The organism is Bifidobacterium eulemuris (assembly GCF_014898155.1).
GTDB lineage: Bacteria > Actinomycetota > Actinomycetes > Actinomycetales > Bifidobacteriaceae > Bifidobacterium > Bifidobacterium eulemuris.
The window spans coordinates 204,073-221,265 of record NZ_CP062938.1; the positions used below are offsets into that span (position 1 = coordinate 204,073).

A 17,193-nucleotide genomic window follows, 5' to 3' on the forward strand; every position below is an offset into this window, starting at 1 on the left:
CGCCTTACTGTGCAATCCGGCCATCTTCAATGTGAATGGTGCGGTCCGCCCGCGCTGCGATTTCCGGGTTGTGGGTAATCATCACAATGGTCTGATGGAATTTCTGGCTGGTGACTTTCAGAAGTTCAATCACTTCGTCACTGGTTTTGCTGTCCAGATTGCCGGTCGGTTCGTCGGCAAGGATAATGGCCGGTTTGCTGGCCAATGCCCTTGCGATGGCCACACGCTGCTGCTGGCCGCCGGAAAGGGTATTGGGCATGTTGTGGAGCTTCTTTTCCAGCCCCAGCAGCGCCGCGATCTCCTTGATGAATTGCGTATCCGGCTTTTTCCCATCAAGCTGAATGGGCATAACAATGTTTTCGTACACATTCAGGATGGGAACCAGATTGTAGTTCTGGAAGATGAAGCCGATCCGCTGGCGGCGGAATACGGTCAAGTCCTCGTCTCTCAGCTTGCCCAGTTCGTAGTTGTCCACTTTGACCGTCCCGGAAGTAGGACGGTCTAAGCCGCCCAACATATTCAGCAGGGTGGATTTACCGCTGCCGGATGTGCCGATGATGGCAACGAATTCGCCCGGCTCGATGGAAATGCTCACGCTGTCCAGAGCCTTGACGATGTTCGGTTCAGCGCCGTATTGCTTCGTCAATTGCTCGGTGCTCAAAATACTCATATGCCATAGCCTCGCTTTCTTTTTCTGGTTTTGTTTTCACCGTATCCAGGCAAAGAAAAGGCGCAACGGACAATGCGTAATCTAATATCGACGATGAGAAAACTAAAGCCTTCCGCCGAAAGAGCAAACGCCGCTTCGCGAGGAAACGGCGTTTTCGATTAAGGGCATGGGATCAGAATATTCAGCCGATAGGTTCTTTCTTCCTGTTGGAATCTGCACTGGCCGCCGTATTTCTCTACGGCTTTTTTGATGTTGGGAATACCGAAGCCATGCGCAAAGCGGTCTTTCTTTGTGGTTCTCTCGGTGAGATGGTTCTCCGGCAATGTATTGTTCTCCACGGTGATAAGCAGCATATCCCGGACGCGCTCGGCCTTAACGGTGATCAGGCGTTTGGATTCCGGCAGTTTTTCACTGGCCTCTATCGCATTATCAATGGCGTTGCCGAAAATGGTGCTGATGTCCAGCGGCTCTATAAAGTCAATTCCGTGAAAGTCAACCATAGCGGAAAAATCAATCTGCTTTTCACGTGCCTTTGCCGTCTTATCTTTTACAATGATGTCCAGAAATTCATTTCCTGTATGCGCATAATCCTCGTAGTCTGTGATTTGGGAGCGCAGCGTTTTCGCCATCTGGCGTGTTTCCTCTGTATTCTGCCTGTTTTCCATTACAAGCAAATGGTTTTTCAGGTCGTGGTAGATGGAGCGAACCCGGTCCTCGTCTTTCATTTTTTCTTGATAGTAGGCAAACTGCTGCTGAAGTAGGGCGATTTGCAGTTTGCCTCGCTGTTCCTGTTCCCGCAGATACATGGTGTTTTTCGCATAGAGAAATGTCATAATACCGGCCGCAGGAAGAGCCGTTGAAACAATATAGTGGAGTCTGTCTCCCGCGACTCCTAGGTTCAAATGCATATAAACATCCGACATAAAAAACACTATTGCGAAAATAAATATCGTTGTCAGCAAGATAAAGTCTTTATAATTCACTTGATAAGTGAAATTTCTGCACATCAGGTAAGAAAGGCACAAAACTATGATTCGTGCGATCAAAATAATCGCATAAATTTCCCAGCGCATGAGCGAATCGCCGTCTATCACAACAATAATATTGTCCTGGTAGAAAGCGTGTCCTATCAGCATTCCTATGCCTTCGGTCAGTATTGGTATCGTAATCAGGTAAGCTTCATAGCAAATACCGCATGTGGCAAATGAATCTGCATAGCATATTTTTATTACAGTCAGACCGACAATGATAAGAACGGGAATTTTATATGCGCCCAACTCGGTAAACCATGTCATAGCATAAATGCTGAGAAAATATATGCCTATGATGATGCACTTATTTGCGAAGGCGCTGAAACGAGGCTTTTTGCATAACCATAAGCAGAATAGATACACTGAAATAGCTTCTGTCGCCGTTGAAAGTATATCTAGAATCTGATATGCCCATGTCATAACATATCTCCCCAATAGTCAGTCAGACGCTCCATGAATTCTTTGCGCTTCGGCTGACTGATGGGAATGGTCTCGCCTGAAATCAATTCAATATCCAGCTTTTTAATGCCTTTCACATAAAACAGATTGACTATATAGCTGGTATGGCAACGCACAAAGTCGTTGTCGCAGAGCGCCCGTTCCATTTCCTTCATGCTTTTGTAGCAGATGATGTTTTCCTGTTCGGTATGGAACATCAGATTGCGGTTGAAGGTTTCAATATAGCGAATGGATTTCAGTGGAACCTTGTATTTTCCCGTGTCGTTGGCGATCACCAGAGAAGGATTGTCTTCCTTCCGGTTGCGCTCTACGAATTTATCCAGCTCCGATTTCAGCCGGACATACTGTAAAGGTTTGATGATGTAGTTGGTCGCCTGATACTTATAGCCTTCAAGCCCGTACTGCGTGAGAGTGGTCAGGAAAATAATCCCCACACGTTCATCCATCCGCCGGATGCGCTCGGCGGCATGAAGGCCGTTCACCAGCTTCATGCGAATATCAAGGAAAATCAGGTCTACGGTGGGGTCGTATTTCTCGATCAGCTCCATGCCGTCATAGTAGGGAGTGACCTTTATGCCCAGTCCCGTCTCCTTGCTGTATTGGTTCAATAGGTCGGTCAAATGCTGAACAAAAGCTTTTTCATCGTCACAAATCGCTATATGCAACACCGGTTCACCTGCCTTCCCTCTATCGTCCATCATATGTGAGCCATCTCATAGTCCGCTCATATAGTGGACTTTTTCTTTCCATGCAATGTATGGGGGCTAGCGTGATGGAAGCCATGGAACACTTACTGTGGCCGAGTCATACGAGATATCACGAGAGAGATCACGAACGAGGACATCATGACGAACGTTGCGTCATCCGCGGCCGCCCAAGCGCCAGCGCCGGGCAGGCTGGAATTCGAGAACGACTACACGCCGGCCGAGGCCGAGCGCGTCATCCGCAACAGCAAGGGACTGCCCGTCGGCGTGCGCCCGAAGATGGTGTGGACCTGGCCCAAGGCCCTGCTGTGGGCCGCCATCGCCATCGTCGGTGCCATCGGCTGGTCCATCCTCGCCGTCTCGCGCGGCGAACAGATCAGCGCCATCTGGTTCGTGATCGTGGCGCTGTGCTCCTACGCCATCGCCTACCGTTTCTACGCGTACTACATCCAAATGAAAATCATGCGCACCGACGACGCGAACGCCACCCCGGCCGAACGCGTGCACGACGGCGCGAACTTCGAACGCGCCGACCGCCGCGTGCTCTTCGGCCAGCACTTCGCCGGCATCTCCGGTGCAGGCCCGCTCGTCGGCCCGATCCTGGCCGCGCAGATGGGCTACCTGCCTTCCGTGCTGTGGATCATCCTCGGTGTGATCCTCGCCGGCGCGGTGCAGGACATGCTGGTGCTGTGGATCTCCGCCAAGCGCCGCGGCCGCTCCCTCGGCCAGATGGCCACCGATGAGATGGGCAAGTTCGGCGGCATGATCCTGTCGATCTTCCTGGTGGTGATGACCGCCATCGCCATGGCCTTCCTCGCGCTCGTGGCCATCAAGGCCATGGCCTCCTCGCCGTGGGCCGTGTTCTCCATCGGCATGACCATTCCGATCGCCCTGCTGATGGGTTGCTACCAGCGCTTCCTGCGTCCGGGGCGCGTCATCGAAACCACGCTGCTCGGCTTCGTGCTGCTCGTGCTCGACATCGTCGCCGGCGGCTATATCGCCGACTCGCCGGTCCTCGCCCCGATCTTCACCCTGACCGCCCCGCAGCTGGTGATCGCCCTGGTGATCTACTCCTTCGCCGCCGCCGCGCTGCCGCACTGGCTGCTCGTCACCCCGCGCGACTACCTGTCCACGCTGATGAAGATCGGCACGCTGGTGCTGCTGGTGATCGGCATCCTCATCGCCAATCCTTCCGTGCAGGTGCCAGCCCTGACCGAACTGGCCTTCACCTCCAACGGACCGACCTTCTCCGGCGACCTGTTCCCGTTCCTGTTCATCACCATCGCCTGCGGTGCCCTCTCCGGCTTCCATGGCGCGGTGAGCTCCGGTCTGACCCCGAAGGCCGTCGAGAAGGAGAACCAGATCCGCATGATCGGCTACGGCTCCATGCTGGTCGAATCCTTCACCGCCGTAATCGCGTTGATCGCCGCGATCACCCTGAGCCAGGGCCTGTACTTCGCCACGAACATGTCCGCCGCGCAGATCCAGGCCACGGCCGGCGAATCCTATTCCGCCGAAGCCTCACCCGAAGCCAACGCCGTTGCCGCCACCGAGAACATGCAGGTCTCCGACATCGAAGGCGAGCAGATGACCACCACGTGGGAGTCGGTCGACGAGAACGGCGATCCGGTGGTCTACGAGGGCGAGGAGGCGTTGACCAAGGCCGCCGAGGACCTCGGCGAGCAGAGCATCGTCTCGCGCACCGGCGGCGCCACCACCTTCGCCATGGGCATGGCCAACTTCCTCAAGTCCTATCTGGGCGGCCAGGGCTCGCTCGGCTTCTGGTACCACTTCGCCATCATGTTCGAGGCGCTGTTCATCCTCACCACCGTCGACAACGGCACCCGTGTGGCCCGCTACCAGATCGGCGAGATGCTCGCCAACGTCAAGCGGCTCAAGAAATTCGGCGACCCCACCTGGAAGCCCGGCAACATCATCACCACGCTGGTGGCCACCGCGTTGTGGGGCGGCCTGCTGTGGATGGGCGTGGCCGACGCGAACGGCGGCATCAACGCCATGGTCCCGATCTTCGGCATCTCCAACCAGCTGCTCGCGGCCGCCTGCCTCATGCTGGTGACCGTGTGCGTGGTCAAGATGGGCCGCGCCAAGTACGCGTGGATCCCCGTCATTCCGCTCGTGTGGGATGTCGCCGTGACCTTCACCGCCGACTTCCAGAAGATCTTCGGCCCCTTAAGCTACTTCACCACCGCCGCCAACTACCGCGCGCAGATCGACTCCGGCGCGTTGGAGGGCGAGGCGTTGGCCAACGCGAGGGCCGCACTGAGCAACGCCTACCTCGACGGCGTGCTGAGCGTGTTCTTCCTCGTGATGATGGGCGTGTTCCTGATCGTCGGCATCGTGGTCGTCGCCAAGACGCTGATCTCGGGCAAAGTGGGCGTCGAAACCACCAGCGAGGAGCCGTTCGTCGAATCCCAGTGGTTCGCCCCGTCCGGACTGGTCGCCACCAAGTTGGAGAAGAAGGTGCAGCGCGAATACAGCGCCAAGCTGCACGAACTCGCGCAGAACGCCGAAGCCGCGGCTTGATTCGCGCCGCGGCTGGGGTGACGCACGTCCCCGCATTGCGTCATTCTGAGCGGAGCGCAGCGGAGTCGAAGAATCTCACTCGCAATGGGTAAGGGATTCTTCGACTCCGTACTTCGTGCTCCGCTCAGAATGACGTTGATAATGCTGAGCGGAGTCGAGGTATCTCCTCGAAGAATGACGATTCGCACATATTTCGAGCCGATGGGAAGCCTATGAACCTCGTATTGAACAAGTTGAAGCGCGCATGGCGCGGCATCGTCTGGTATCTGCGTGAGGTCAGCGGCGAAGCGCGCTACGACCATTATCTCGAGCATTTCGCCGTCGAACATCCCGGCGAAACCCCGATGAGCGAGGTCGAATACCTGCGCGCCCGCGAGGAATACGACCGTCTGCATCCCAATACGAGCTGCTGCTGTTGAGTGGGTTCGCACGGGATCTTCGGAGAGTGGATGCTGTGCGACTTTTCCGCACATGAAAGTCACATCGCTTCACAAGACGAAATGGCGACATTCCTCGGAATGTCGCCATTTCCTGTTCGTTTTGGGTTGGCACAAGGGTCGCACGAATACTTGGTGGAGATAATGTCGTGCGCAGACCGTTGGAATGACGCCGATGCAACCGTGGGTTGCGGAGAAAAATCGGGATGCGACCGCAAGTTGGTAGCGCGAGGACGTGTCGATGCCGCATAGTGAAGGCCGTACACTGATTCGTAATCGGTAAGGAGTCCCGCGATGAGCTTCCGCGACAATCTGCAATATCTGAGAGCGAGCCGCAATCTGACGCAGGAGCGTCTGGCGATGCTGCTGGGCGTCTCGCGTCAAGCCATATCCAAATGGGAGAGTGAAAAAGCGTATCCCGAAATGGACAAGCTGCTGATGATCTGCGACCTGTTCGGCTGCACGCTGGACGATCTGGTCATGGGAGACGTGCGCAATCCCGCGAATCCGATCGTCTCGTCTCGCGATGCCTCCGAGCTCACTGAAACCGTCGACGATCGGCAAGTCGGGAACGGTGGATTATCCACGGAAACGGCGCAGGATATGACCGGCTACGACGATCATGTGCGCCAGTTCGCCCTGATGGTCGCGTCCGGCATCGCGGCGATCATCATCGGCACCGGATTGGCGAGTCTGTTCGACGACAACCATTCGATCATCGGGCCGAGCTCATGGAACGAGGTGCTGGCCGTTTTGTTCGTATTCGTCGGCACTGTCATAGGATTGGCCCTGCTGATTCCGGGCGGCATGAGGCACGCTGACTTCAATCGCCAGCACCCGTTCATCGAGGATTTCTACACCGACGCCGACCGCACATCCGCCGCGCGACGTACCGCTGTGGGCGTGGTCGTCGGTATCGCCGTCATCATCATCGGCATTCTGATACTGATATACGCCGACGAGGTGTTGGGTGTCGACGACGGATGGCCGGTATGCCTCATGCTGATGACGGTCGCAGTTGGCGTATGGCTGTTCGTCTATGTGGGTGTTCGCCATGAGTTGATGAATATCGAGGATCGCAACGCTTCGTTGGAAAAGGAACGCAAGGAACGCGCTGGCGAACGTGACCGCTACGGGGAGCTCACCGGCGCCGTGTGCGGCATCATCATGATCATCGCCACCATCATCGCCCTGCTGCTTCTGTTCACAGGCGAGCCCATCGGTGAGATGGATTGGTCCGACGGATGGCGCACAGGACAAGGCCTGTTCTGGCTGTCGTGGCCCATCGGCGCCCTATGCTGCGGCATCGCCGCGCTAATCATCCAAATCTTCAAAAGCCATCATGACCGGTAGCGACGGAGAGCTTTAGTGTCTGTCTTCCGCTGGCTCTAGACGTGTGTAATCACGCTAGAGCCAGACGAATCGTTCCGGCGGTAGCGACGTAATGACCTGACTCAGTCGTTCGATGTCGTTGCGGGACAAATGGCCATAGTAGCCATCGAGTCGTGCAGTCTCGAAGCGCACAAGTTGCGCGCAGCGGGCGGTGCTGAGGTGATCGAGTCCGGCCTCGGCCCAATCTTCGATATGAATGTCGCCTTCCTCGGTCCAGGTGGGATTACTGGTGACCTTTATTCCCACGCCTTCCTCACCATCGTTGGAGATTCTGATCACCGCAATGGGGCGATACTTGCCGCGTCCTTTATCATCTTCGTACCTCACCCAAGCGCGTACCACGTCGAAACGACGCAATTGATTAGGAAGAGGCTTGCGATCAGTCATCATCGTCTTTCCAGGACTTGGGAAGAATCATCGCACCGTCCTCGTCATATCGAGGCTGATATACGAGAGCGTCCGGGATGTCGAAAATCGGCCCGTCCTCATCCTCTCCGATTACGCTGACGCCTGTGGTGGCAGGCTTGAACGAGTTCACCCAATCGGCGACATACTCATCCGGCGTCATGCCTTTAAGCTTGGCGAGGCCGCTGAATACGCGCAAAGCATCCGCATCTACGTTCATGGGCTTGGGATCAAATATCGCAGTGGACATACAAGCCTCCTTCCGCACATCATTCTATCTAAACAATCGTAAGCCGTAATATCGGTTTTATCCTCAGGAGATCCCTAGGATCCACTTCGTTCCGCTCAGGATGATAGAAAAAGACTTCGCTTTGCTCAGGAGACGTTGATGGCTATGTCGTCATGTCGAGCGGAGTCGAGACATCTCTTCTCAAAGTGTAGGCATTCAACATCATCTTGGGCGGAGCGGCCGTTTTCTCGTCACCCTGAGCGAAGTGAGCACGGCGAACGGAGTCGCAAGGAATCTGGTTAGTGGTGGGGTTGAACCAGAGAATGGCGAGTTGGGTGCGGTTGTCGGATGTAGTTTGGCGAGAATAAAAAAAGAGCGTCTTCGTTTGAATATCGGAACCGTATCTGACGAACTCATGGTTAGATGACCAGAGGACTTTTTAAATTCTTTGTAATACCGCTTGTCATGTAATCGCTGAGAAAGCGTAGAATATCGTCGGCTGAATAAGCATCGTCTTTCTCAAGCCATAGAGACAAAACGTTAAACAGCGCTCCGACATTAAAGTAGACAATATATCGGCTGAAATCCGATTTCTGGTCAGACAGAGAAAAATGCTCGTCTAAAATTTCTCTGTTGATGACATTCAATACAAGATAAAGCAGATTGTCCCTTTGCAGCAGCTGAAAGAAATTCTTGTTGTGCTCAAGGATTCGGAACGCTTGTTCTATGATCCATGACAGAGTGACTTCTGATTGAGTATGCATCTCTTCAATGTAAGCTGATAATATTTTGTAGATGCAGCTAATTAAAACATCTTCTTTTGAATCAAAGTTACGATAGAACGTTTTTCTTGAGATTTGACTTTTTGAAATGATCTGCTTTACAGATATTTCTTCGTAAGCGGTGTCATTAAGAAGTTGATAAAAGGAATTGATTATCCTGGTCTGCGACCGTAAGGCGCTGGGATTATTTGAACGGTACATCGATTCTCTCAAACTGACACATTCGGACCAGTTTGTGTCATTTGTCATGAAAACATTGCTGACCTTAAAGTCCGACGGTAGCATATCAATATAAAGTGACATAACAGTTTACTTTTGGAGGAAACGGATATGGCTCGCGATGTTTCAATTCGTGTCGTAATCGATGGACGTGAGATTTCCAGAGAGGACGTTCAGAAAAAGGAAATGGAACGATGCATTCATGCGTCTAGGAAACTTAACCTGAAAATCCAGAATGAAGAACTTTCGGAAATCCGCCAACTCATATTGCAAAGAAAGCTGGATTTAGGACAAGATGTCTTGAAGAAGCTCATGAGAAAAGAAACCTGTTTGGCGGATATTCTCGTCAGGAGATTCGTACGCTTGTCACATGAAGAATATGTGCTCTCTGGGATAGATATCTATGCGAATGGAATTTCGGCGAAAGACTTTACCGCATGGTTCGATCTGCAAGTCAAGAAGAATAATATTCCGGCTATGTTAGCGGCTCATCCTGAACATTACATTATTGATAACCGTCCAGATGGAACGCAATATGTGTGTGAAACCAATGGAGGGTCACCATTCGCAGCGGCGTTCACCATTTATTTCAACGAAACGAATTGCATCAATATCCCGTTGTTGGCGGATCACCCCCATCGAATAGAAGGGGTATCGAAACTTTCTGATGGGAAGCGCGTCGGTGCCGCGAGACATCAGTTTCAGGACACGCCTGAGGGCTTGCAGGGTCATCTCTGCATAGAATTCCCGAAAAAGACGATGGCGAAAGTGGTTGATGGCCATAAGTGGCATCTTGCAATTGAATTCAGCAACTGGCTTGAGGCCGCCGCTGCCGATATCGGTTCTTAGGAAGATTGTTGTTGGAGCCTTCGCACGAAGCCTAAGTTGGATGGAGCCCGTGCGACCTTTCGCACAGGAAAGTCACATTGTCACACAAGACGAAATGGTGACATTCCGAGGAATATCACCATTCTATGCTCGTTTTGGGTGATTAAAAGGGTCGCACGGACGGTTGGAGGGAATAGTTCTGTGCGAAGTCTGTCTGAGCCAGAGGATGGCGAGTTGGGTGCGGTTGGACAGGTGCAGCTTGTCGAGGATGTTGCTAATGCGGTTGCGTACCGTGCCTTCGCTGAGGAACAGTTGCGCGGCGATCTCGCGGTTATCGAATCCTTCGGCGACCAAGGCAGCGACGTCACGTTCGCGGTCGGATAACGAGTGTAGTAGGCGCAGGTCTTTGTCCGTGGCGCTGTCGCCGCCATTGATGGTGATGTCGTGGCTGCATCCTCCGGCATTGTCGTTCCCGGCACGAACACTGGGAGCATTGTGCGTTCCAGCGGAGGATTCAGATTGGGAGAGAGGGGACCGTCCGTCTTTCTCCACGCTGCGTTCGGCCCCCACGCCGGTGAGTTTGCCAAGCACTTCGGCGCCGAGCACGATCTGTCCGGCCATCACCGCCTGCACGGCCGGCGCGACCGAGGCCACATCCTGTTTGATGAGGTAGCCTTTCGCGCCCAACGCCATGGCCTGGTCAATATAGGACTTGTCCGCGAAGGTGGTGAGGAACAGGATACGGGCCGCCTTATCGAATTCAAGCATGCGTCGGGCGGCTTCCAGTCCGTCCATACCGGGCATTTGGATGTCGATCAGCATCACATCGGGCCGCATCGCCGGTCCGGAACGGTAGCGTTCCAGCGCCTCGACCCCGTCGGCGGCCGTCCAAGCCACTTGAGCGACGCCCGTCGCCTGAAGAATCGTGGTGAGAGACGAACACACGATGGCGTCGTCGTCCGCGATGGCCACTTTCATGAATCCGCTCCATTCCTTGTATTCCGGGCTAAGGATTGAATCTCGCCGTTGCGATGCGCGAACGGCGCTTTGGGAATCGACACGAACACCCGCCATCCGTCGCCATGAGGGCCAGTCGAGCAGACGCCATCGAGAGTCCGCACCCTGGCTTCGATATCGGCCAATCCCATACCGCGGCGGTCCACCGGATGCGAGGGCATCGTCGGCGCAATCCTTCCGCTGCCGTGGGGATTCCTCCGTGCGACGGCATCGCCGTTATCCTGTACGACCAGCTGCCAGAATGCGGGGAACTCCTGTGCGACCACCGTCACCCGGTTGGCCGTGCTGTGTCGCGCGGCATTGGATAGGGATTCGTGGATAACCGCGGCGAAACAGCGGGCGACAGGTGCGGGCGCGTCGGTGACGGTGCTGCGCAGGTCGACACGCAGTCGGCCCGTCGAACGGGCGGCATCCGCCATCCACGCGGCGAAATCGACCCCCTCATCATCGAGATCATGGACGGACCGTCGCACCATCGTCATGGCCTCATCAAGGGTGCTGTGAATATCGGCGAAACCCCGCTCGGATACGGCGTCATGTCTCGCTTCGGCGAGCACACGTGACGCCTCGCTTTGCATGATCGCGCGGGTGAGCAGATGGCCCACATTGTCGTGGATATCGCGTGCGATGCGCGTACGCTCGTTCAGCATGGCGGTGCGGGTAGCCGTCATGCGATCCTCGTGGGCGTCGGAGAGTTGATCTCGCAGCGCCCGCACGCTGTTGCGCCGCTCATCCTGTATGCGGTTCAAACGAAGTCCCGTCAGCGTCTGCCGGTGCGCGGACGATCCCCACAGGAACGCCATCACCGTCAACAGGGCGATCACGGCACCGGTGGCGCGCCAGTCGGGATGGGCCAGCAGCGTCCAGCACAGCGGGACCATCCACAGATACGGCAATACTGTGACACGGCCAATCTGCCGCAGCCAGGATTCCGAACGCTGCATTGCGAGGCGTTGATGCGGCTCCTGCGCCGCGTTGGGATGACCGGCAAGGCGGCAGGCGTCGAACGCGACCGTCGGCAGGGTGAAAAGAAACGTCGGCAATACCAACGAGCATGCGAGCGTCAGGCATCCGGGAACCCACGCCCAAGAGAACCGCATCGTGACGAGCAGCCATTCCGTCACCGACGCGCAGCAGACGGCCGTCAGCATCACGGCGATATCCCGCGCCGTGACGGCACCCCGCCATTGGACAAGCAGCAGCGCGCACAGCGCCATCAGCAGCAGCTTGTCCAATAATCCGGTCACAAGCATGAGTCTACCCACCTTTGTCGGCTGTGCGGCCGTGACAAATGTCATTGTCGAAAGTCGAATAGTGAGTGTGGTCACCGGTGTCGAGCCCCACGCATGGGCGATGATGGAGGTATCGACGAGTATGGGAGGGTGATGATGAGGGATATAGCAAACGAATCGCGTCCGTCTGACGTTCGGGCGGCATCGTCGGCTCGGGATGGAGGCGATGACGTGCCGGATTCGGCGGTCGAAGTGAAGGGATTGGTCAAACGGTACGGAGACATGCTGGCGCTTGATTATTTCGACCTCGACGTGCGGCGGGGCGAGATCTTCGGACTGCTCGGGCCCAACGGTTCCGGCAAATCCACGGCCATCAACTGCATCCTCGCATTGCTGACCTATGACGAAGGAGAGATCAGCGTGTTCGGCGAACCGGTCACACCGACCAGCTACGACGTGAAGCGGCGTATCGGCATCGTGCCGCAGAACGTGGCCGTGTTCAACGAGCTCACCGTCACGGAGAACATCGACTACTTCTGTTCGCTGTACGTAACCGAGCGCAAGCGCCGCGCCGAACTGGTCGAGCAGGCCATCGATTTCGTCGGATTGGGGGAGTTCCGCAGGTTCCGCCCCGGCAAACTCTCCGGAGGTCTCAAACGTCGGCTCAACATCGCATGTGGCATCGCCCACCGGCCGGAGCTGATCTTCTTCGACGAGCCGACCGTGGCCGTCGATCCGCAAAGCCGCAACGCCATCCTCGAGGGCATCCGGCGGCTCAACCGTGAAGGTGCGACCATCGTATACACCAGCCATTACATGGAGGAGGTCGAGCGGATCGCCGACCGCATCCTCATCATGGACCACGGCCGGCATCTCGCGCTCGGCACCGCCGAGGAACTCAAAAACATGATCGGCATGGGGGAACGCATCTGCGTCGCGACCTTGGACCTTGATGACGTGACGTTGCGTCGGATCCTCGCGCTGCCGTTCGTCATCGAAGCCACTTGGGACGGCAAGGAACTGGACGTGCGTTGCAGACGCGGCGAACGCAATCTCGCCGATCTGCTCGACATGCTCAACGAGTCGGGCGTCAACGTCGGGCATCTGACCAGCCGCCCGCCCTCCCTGAACGACGTGTTTCTGGAACTGACCGGCACCGCCTTGCGTGATTCGGCCGACGGTGACGGAACCGAAGAGTAGGAGCAGGACATGTGGAGTACGTTCATCGCCATGATGCGCATCAATCTGCGCGACAAATCGGGCGTGTTCTGGATGATCTGCTTTCCCGTCATCCTTGCCACCATGCTGCAGGGCGTGTTCGGCGGCATCTCCGAGCAAAACGTGATCGAGCCGGTGCCGGTGGCCGTGGTGTCGGATGCGGCATGGGACGGCGCGTATGGTGCCGAACGCTTCGTGCGGGCCTTGGCGGCGGGCGGCGACGGCGAGACCACGCTGGTGAGCATGACCGAAACAAACAGGATCGAGCAGGCCGAAGAGCTGCTGGACGGCGGCGAAGTGAGCGCCATACTGGCCGCGGACGACGACGGCCGCATCGTCATGACCATCTCCGACACGACCGCGGCCCAAGTGCGAGCGGCCCAAGTGAACGGCGGCGATGCGACCTCGATCAGCCTGAGCGCGTTAAGCAATGCGCTCGACGTGTTCAACACGAACAGCGGCATCATCGCCGACGCCATCACCGCGGCGTTGCGGCGAGATCCGCGGCTGGCCGGCGACCCCGACTTCTGGACGGCCTTCAGCGACCGCCTCGATACCAGCACGGTCGACTCCGACGCCGTCTCCTACACCAATGAGATCACGCTCACACGGTTCACGCCCGACCCCATGGCGAGATACCACTTCGCGCTACTGGGCATGGCCGCCATGCTGAGCATGCTGTTCTCCTGCATTCCTTTGGTTCTCATGCAGGCGAACCTGACCGACAGCGGCGCGCGCATCACCGCGGGCGCATTGCCGAAATCACGCATGGTATTGGGAGCGTTCCTCGCCGGATGGCTGATGTCGTTCCTGTCTTCCAGCATCGCGTTCCTGTACATCCGTTATGCGCTCGGCATCACCGTCGGCGGACGTGAGATTCTGGCCGAGGTCGGACTGCTCGTCGCCTCGTTCACAGCTAGCGCCTTGGGACTGGCGCTTGGCGCGATTCCCGAACTCTCCTTGAACGCCAAAAACGCCATATCGATCGCCATATCCGTCGGATTGTCCGTTCCTGCGGGACTGATGGGCGTCACCTCTATGGCGCTCAACGACACGATTCAACGCGAGGCTCCCTTGTTCCACCTCATCAACCCAGTCAAACAGGTTTCGAATCTGTTCTATGACCTGCTGTACTACGACAGCCTCGCCCCGTTCGCCCAAACCATCGCCGTTCTGCTCATCATGTCCGCGCTTGCCGTGGTCGCGGCGACGGCTCTGCTCAGGAGGCAACGCTATGCGCACCTGTAAAACCGCATTTCTCGTCATTTGGTCGCATAAAACCGTGATCTTCCTCGGCTATCTATTCGCCTGCAGCCTGCTGATGATCATGCTTTCCGTCGGCGTGGTCCACGGCACGTTGAGCGATGGGAACGAGCGCGCCGACGCCTTCCAGCAGGTGACGGTCGGCGTGGCCGTCATCGACCGGGACGCCGATTCGGGACATGCGTTCAAGCAGGGGCTCGAACGCGCGTTGGTTGACAACGCGACCTTCCACGAGGTGAGTGACACCACACGTGATATGCAGGACGCCCTGGCCACCGACCAGATCAAACTTCTGGTCATCATCCCGCAAGGCTACACCGAACGATTCGTCCAGGCGGCACGCGAGGGAAGCGAGATGCCCAGCATGGACACGGTGACCGGCGCCAGCTCCGGCACGGCCGCCATGGCCGGCATCCAAGTCAACGGATTCCTCGACGCGGTGCGCCTCGCCCTCGCTTCGGACACGGACGCGACAATCGACGAGGCGATCGACCTCGTGGTCGAACAACAGGCCGATCTGCCGCAGGTGACGGTGCGGGCCGTAAGCGGCGACGGCGAGGCGGAGCGCAGCACCGCGACGTCGATCACCGCGTTCATCGTGGTGGCGGGCAGCATGGTCTACTCGATGATGATGGTGATGACACTGGCCGTCGGTCTGGTAGTGTCACGGTTCAATGAACCGCTCGTCCGCTCGCGGCTGGCGGCGGCACCGCAATCGTCCGCAAGTATCGGCGGCGGTGTGATGGTCGCCAGTCTGGTTGTGGCGGTGGTCGTCTGGGCGTATCATGCGGCGCTGCTGTTGGTCGTCGGTGCCGTGATGCCGGGCGGTTTGGACGCGTTGGATCCGTCTCGCATCGCCCTGTCGCTGACGTCGATGCTGGTGCTTTGCCTGACGGCATTGGCGTTCGGTTTCATGATCGGGCAGTTCTCACTGTCGTGGAACGCCACCAGTGGCGTGGCCAATGTGGCGAGCATGGTCGCGGCCTTTCTTTCCGGCGCGTGGGTTCCCTCGTCGATGATGCCCGATGTCGTGATCGCTTTGGCCAAGTTCACGCCTGGCTGGTGGTATGTGGAGTCCATCTACCAATCCTTCGGCGGACGCGACGCCGTCATCGCCGGAGCGCCTGATTTCAGCGGCTGGTGCGCATCGGTCGGCGTGCTGCTGCTGTTCTCGCTGGCCTTCGCCTCCATAGGATTGACGGTGGGCCGCGTGCGTCAGCTCAATCCCTCCGCCGCCGGTCCCGCGTTGACGCAGGTGATGTGACGGTCGGGTGCCGTACATGTTCCATACGGCACCCGACGTTTTTAGTCGTGTTCAAGATGACGGATGCTGGGAATCAGCCATGTGATCGCGGCGAGGGCGAGCATCAGCGCACCCGAGCCGACGAACCAGACCGGCGCGCCGACCCTATCGACGAACAGCGATGACACCGCCGTGCCGATGGGCAGCGCCCACGCCATCAGACTGCCGTAGAGGCCGAACACGCGGCCGAGATACTCGGGTGAGATCCGCTGCTGAATCAGCGCGATCGATGGCGCGGAATACAGCGGCGAACTGAATCCCATCACGAAACTCATGGCCAGGAACAGCACGAATCCGCCACTGCCGGCCAATCCTCCCACTATTGTGGCCGCGCCGAACATCGCGGTGGCGAGCACCACGCTGGCGACCTTGCTGCGCAATCCGCCGGTGAACCCGATCAGCGCGCTGCACACCAGCATGCCGATGGAGAACAACATCTCCGCCGTGGCCGCGCCCGTCGTGCCGCTGCGGAAATGGCTGATGCACAATACCGGAAACAACGCGCTGATAGGGGAGAGCGCCAGCGTGAACATGAACCCGCACAGCAGCAGCGAGAACAGTCCCTTGTCCGCACGCAGCACGCGCAATCCGTCTGAGGATTCGCGCCAGATGCGCGTCATCGCCGCCGCCATGCCGAGCGACGATTGGGCGACGGTCTGCGCGGTCTGCGACTCCTCCTGCCTGCCGCCGACCTCAAGACGGGCTGACAGCACTGCAATCGAAGCGAACAGAGCGCCGGCCACGTCAAGCGCGATCATCGCACCCAATCCGAACATCGGGTAGATCACGGCCGCCAACGCGGCGCCGACGATATAACCGCCCGACTGCACGCCTTGGCTGATGCCGGATAAGCGGGCCAACGCTTCGGGCGGGGCGATCATCGGAGTGAGACTGTTGAACGCCGGCGTATGCAACGACGAGCCGATTGCTCTGAGGAACAGGGCGATGACCACCATCCATACCGGCAGATCGCCGGCGATTGCGAACAGCAACGCGACAAGACTGATGGCGGCGATGCTGAGATCGGCGGCGATCAACGTGATTTTGATGGGGTAGCGGTCCACGATCACGCCGGTAAACGGGCCGATCAGCGCCAGCGGCAGGAATCCCGCTGCCGAAGCCAACGCGACCATGCTGGCAGAATTCGTCTGCACCATGATATGCCAGATGAATCCCATCTGCAGAATGGAACTGGTGAGTACGGATATGGCCTCGCCACCCCAGACGACGCCGATTTGACGTTTCCATGCGGTTGAGCGCGCATGAGGGTGTGTGTAATTGTCGAAAGACATAATAAACTCCGCGGTGTGAATGATTGGATATTATGACTTCACAGGCCGCAGCATGAAAAGCGGGACTGCGGCTGACTAGCGTAGCCGCATGCGCACGATGAACATGAAAACCCTCCCTCGTCGGAAGATGCGTACGTATCGTGTACCAGTGTAGCAGCTTGGGACGGG

At 57.3% G+C, this 17,193-nt stretch carries 16 protein-coding genes; 7 read left to right on the plus strand and 9 right to left on the minus strand.

Annotated features, from left to right (window positions below; all coding sequences use genetic code 11):
- Positions 1 to 4: 4 nt before the first annotated feature.
- The 3 genes from BE0216_RS00935 to BE0216_RS00945 all read right to left on the minus strand — a co-directional run bounded on the left by BE0216_RS00935 (position 5) and on the right by BE0216_RS00945 (position 2,861).
- Positions 5 to 670: an ABC transporter ATP-binding protein gene (locus BE0216_RS00935; RefSeq protein ID WP_094636328.1), complete on the minus strand. Its 666-nt coding sequence runs from the start codon at positions 668 to 670 to the stop codon at positions 5 to 7.
- A gap of 158 nt (positions 671 to 828) precedes the next feature.
- A complete protein-coding gene (locus BE0216_RS00940) occupies positions 829 to 2,121 on the minus strand; it encodes a GHKL domain-containing protein (RefSeq protein WP_094636327.1) in 1,293 nt (430 codons plus the stop codon).
- Positions 2,118 to 2,861: a LytR/AlgR family response regulator transcription factor gene (locus tag BE0216_RS00945; protein WP_211279905.1), complete on the minus strand. Its 744-nt coding sequence runs from the start codon at positions 2,859 to 2,861 to the stop codon at positions 2,118 to 2,120. Before BE0216_RS00945 ends, BE0216_RS00940 begins: the two co-directional genes overlap by 4 nt.
- A gap of 144 nt (positions 2,862 to 3,005) precedes the next feature.
- Here BE0216_RS00945 and BE0216_RS00950 point away from each other — a divergent pair, with 144 nt between their 5' ends.
- The 3 genes from BE0216_RS00950 (at position 3,006) to BE0216_RS00960 (ending at position 7,198) form a co-directional block, all read left to right on the plus strand.
- The gene (locus BE0216_RS00950) at positions 3,006 to 5,408 is read left to right on the plus strand and encodes a carbon starvation CstA family protein (protein WP_094636326.1); all 2,403 of its coding nucleotides are present in this window, start codon (positions 3,006 to 3,008) and stop codon (positions 5,406 to 5,408) included.
- Positions 5,409 to 5,620: 212 nt separating this feature from the next.
- Positions 5,621 to 5,827, plus strand: coding sequence for a YbdD/YjiX family protein (locus BE0216_RS00955; RefSeq protein WP_094636325.1), 207 nt, complete (start codon positions 5,621 to 5,623; stop codon positions 5,825 to 5,827).
- A gap of 312 nt (positions 5,828 to 6,139) precedes the next feature.
- Complete coding sequence (locus BE0216_RS00960) at positions 6,140 to 7,198, plus strand: helix-turn-helix transcriptional regulator (RefSeq protein WP_094636324.1); 1,059 nt, start codon at positions 6,140 to 6,142, stop codon at positions 7,196 to 7,198.
- A gap of 54 nt (positions 7,199 to 7,252) precedes the next feature.
- On the opposite strand, the gene BE0216_RS00965 is transcribed toward BE0216_RS00960, so the two are convergent.
- The 3 genes from BE0216_RS00965 to BE0216_RS00975 all read right to left on the minus strand — a co-directional run bounded on the left by BE0216_RS00965 (position 7,253) and on the right by BE0216_RS00975 (position 8,956).
- Positions 7,253 to 7,627, minus strand: coding sequence for a type II toxin-antitoxin system PemK/MazF family toxin (locus tag BE0216_RS00965; protein ID WP_226805666.1), 375 nt, complete (start codon positions 7,625 to 7,627; stop codon positions 7,253 to 7,255).
- Positions 7,617 to 7,892 carry a hypothetical protein gene (locus tag BE0216_RS00970; protein ID WP_072726717.1) on the minus strand — a complete coding sequence of 92 codons (276 nt, stop codon included), beginning with the start codon at positions 7,890 to 7,892 and terminating at the stop codon, positions 7,617 to 7,619. The genes BE0216_RS00965 and BE0216_RS00970 overlap by 11 nt, the downstream gene beginning before the upstream one ends.
- 398 nt (positions 7,893 to 8,290) lie before the next feature.
- On the minus strand, positions 8,291 to 8,956 hold the full coding sequence (locus BE0216_RS00975) for a TetR/AcrR family transcriptional regulator (RefSeq protein WP_094636323.1): 666 nt from the start codon (positions 8,954 to 8,956) through the stop codon (positions 8,291 to 8,293).
- Between the two features lie 27 nt (positions 8,957 to 8,983).
- Between BE0216_RS00975 and BE0216_RS00980 the strand changes: the two genes are divergently transcribed.
- Positions 8,984 to 9,721 (plus strand): hypothetical protein, encoded by a 738-nt coding sequence (locus BE0216_RS00980; protein WP_094636322.1) that lies wholly within the window; start codon positions 8,984 to 8,986, stop codon positions 9,719 to 9,721.
- A gap of 123 nt (positions 9,722 to 9,844) precedes the next feature.
- Here BE0216_RS00980 and BE0216_RS00985 read toward each other — a convergent pair whose 3' ends face one another.
- Together BE0216_RS00985 and BE0216_RS00990 are read right to left on the minus strand one after the other, a co-directional pair.
- Complete coding sequence (locus tag BE0216_RS00985; RefSeq protein WP_094636321.1) at positions 9,845 to 10,678, minus strand: response regulator transcription factor; 834 nt, start codon at positions 10,676 to 10,678, stop codon at positions 9,845 to 9,847.
- Positions 10,675 to 11,970, minus strand: coding sequence for a sensor histidine kinase (locus tag BE0216_RS00990; protein WP_158217182.1), 1,296 nt, complete (start codon positions 11,968 to 11,970; stop codon positions 10,675 to 10,677). Before BE0216_RS00990 ends, BE0216_RS00985 begins: the two co-directional genes overlap by 4 nt.
- Positions 11,971 to 12,231: 261 nt before the next feature.
- Between BE0216_RS00990 and BE0216_RS00995 the strand changes: the two genes are divergently transcribed.
- From BE0216_RS00995 to BE0216_RS01005, 3 genes are read left to right on the plus strand one after another with little or no spacing between them, the layout of a single operon-like run.
- Positions 12,232 to 13,149: an ABC transporter ATP-binding protein gene (locus tag BE0216_RS00995; RefSeq protein ID WP_226805805.1), complete on the plus strand. Its 918-nt coding sequence runs from the start codon at positions 12,232 to 12,234 to the stop codon at positions 13,147 to 13,149.
- A gap of 9 nt (positions 13,150 to 13,158) precedes the next feature.
- Positions 13,159 to 14,415: an ABC transporter permease gene (locus BE0216_RS01000; RefSeq protein WP_094636319.1), complete on the plus strand. Its 1,257-nt coding sequence runs from the start codon at positions 13,159 to 13,161 to the stop codon at positions 14,413 to 14,415.
- A complete protein-coding gene (locus tag BE0216_RS01005; protein WP_158217181.1) occupies positions 14,402 to 15,694 on the plus strand; it encodes an ABC transporter permease in 1,293 nt (430 codons plus the stop codon). Before BE0216_RS01000 ends, BE0216_RS01005 begins: the two co-directional genes overlap by 14 nt.
- A 41-nt stretch (positions 15,695 to 15,735) precedes the next feature.
- Here the strand turns inward: BE0216_RS01005 and BE0216_RS01010 are convergent, their stop codons facing one another.
- Positions 15,736 to 17,025, minus strand: a complete 1,290-nt coding sequence (locus BE0216_RS01010; protein WP_094636317.1) for an MFS transporter — start codon at positions 17,023 to 17,025, stop codon at positions 15,736 to 15,738.
- Between the last annotated feature and the right edge of the window lie 168 nt (positions 17,026 to 17,193).

Coding starts and splice junctions, on each gene's coding strand:
- BE0216_RS00980 (WP_094636322.1), top strand. CDS start 8,984: ATGGCTCGCGATGTTTCAATTCGTGTCGTAATCGATGGACGTGAGATT.
- BE0216_RS00940 (WP_094636327.1), bottom strand. CDS start 2,121: ATGACATGGGCATATCAGATTCTAGATATACTTTCAACGGCGACAGAA.
- BE0216_RS01010 (WP_094636317.1), bottom strand. CDS start 17,025: ATGTCTTTCGACAATTACACACACCCTCATGCGCGCTCAACCGCATGG.
- BE0216_RS00960 (WP_094636324.1), top strand. CDS start 6,140: ATGAGCTTCCGCGACAATCTGCAATATCTGAGAGCGAGCCGCAATCTG.
- BE0216_RS00945 (WP_211279905.1), bottom strand. CDS start 2,861: ATGATGGACGATAGAGGGAAGGCAGGTGAACCGGTGTTGCATATAGCG.
- BE0216_RS00965 (WP_226805666.1), bottom strand. CDS start 7,627: ATGATGACTGATCGCAAGCCTCTTCCTAATCAATTGCGTCGTTTCGAC.
- BE0216_RS01000 (WP_094636319.1), top strand. CDS start 13,159: ATGTGGAGTACGTTCATCGCCATGATGCGCATCAATCTGCGCGACAAA.
- BE0216_RS00995 (WP_226805805.1), top strand. CDS start 12,232: ATGCTGGCGCTTGATTATTTCGACCTCGACGTGCGGCGGGGCGAGATC.
- BE0216_RS00975 (WP_094636323.1), bottom strand. CDS start 8,956: ATGTCACTTTATATTGATATGCTACCGTCGGACTTTAAGGTCAGCAAT.
- BE0216_RS00970 (WP_072726717.1), bottom strand. CDS start 7,892: ATGTCCACTGCGATATTTGATCCCAAGCCCATGAACGTAGATGCGGAT.
- BE0216_RS00955 (WP_094636325.1), top strand. CDS start 5,621: ATGAACCTCGTATTGAACAAGTTGAAGCGCGCATGGCGCGGCATCGTC.
- BE0216_RS00950 (WP_094636326.1), top strand. CDS start 3,006: ATGACGAACGTTGCGTCATCCGCGGCCGCCCAAGCGCCAGCGCCGGGC.
- BE0216_RS00990 (WP_158217182.1), bottom strand. CDS start 11,970: ATGCTTGTGACCGGATTATTGGACAAGCTGCTGCTGATGGCGCTGTGC.
- BE0216_RS01005 (WP_158217181.1), top strand. CDS start 14,402: ATGCGCACCTGTAAAACCGCATTTCTCGTCATTTGGTCGCATAAAACC.
- BE0216_RS00935 (WP_094636328.1), bottom strand. CDS start 670: ATGAGTATTTTGAGCACCGAGCAATTGACGAAGCAATACGGCGCTGAA.
- BE0216_RS00985 (WP_094636321.1), bottom strand. CDS start 10,678: ATGAAAGTGGCCATCGCGGACGACGACGCCATCGTGTGTTCGTCTCTC.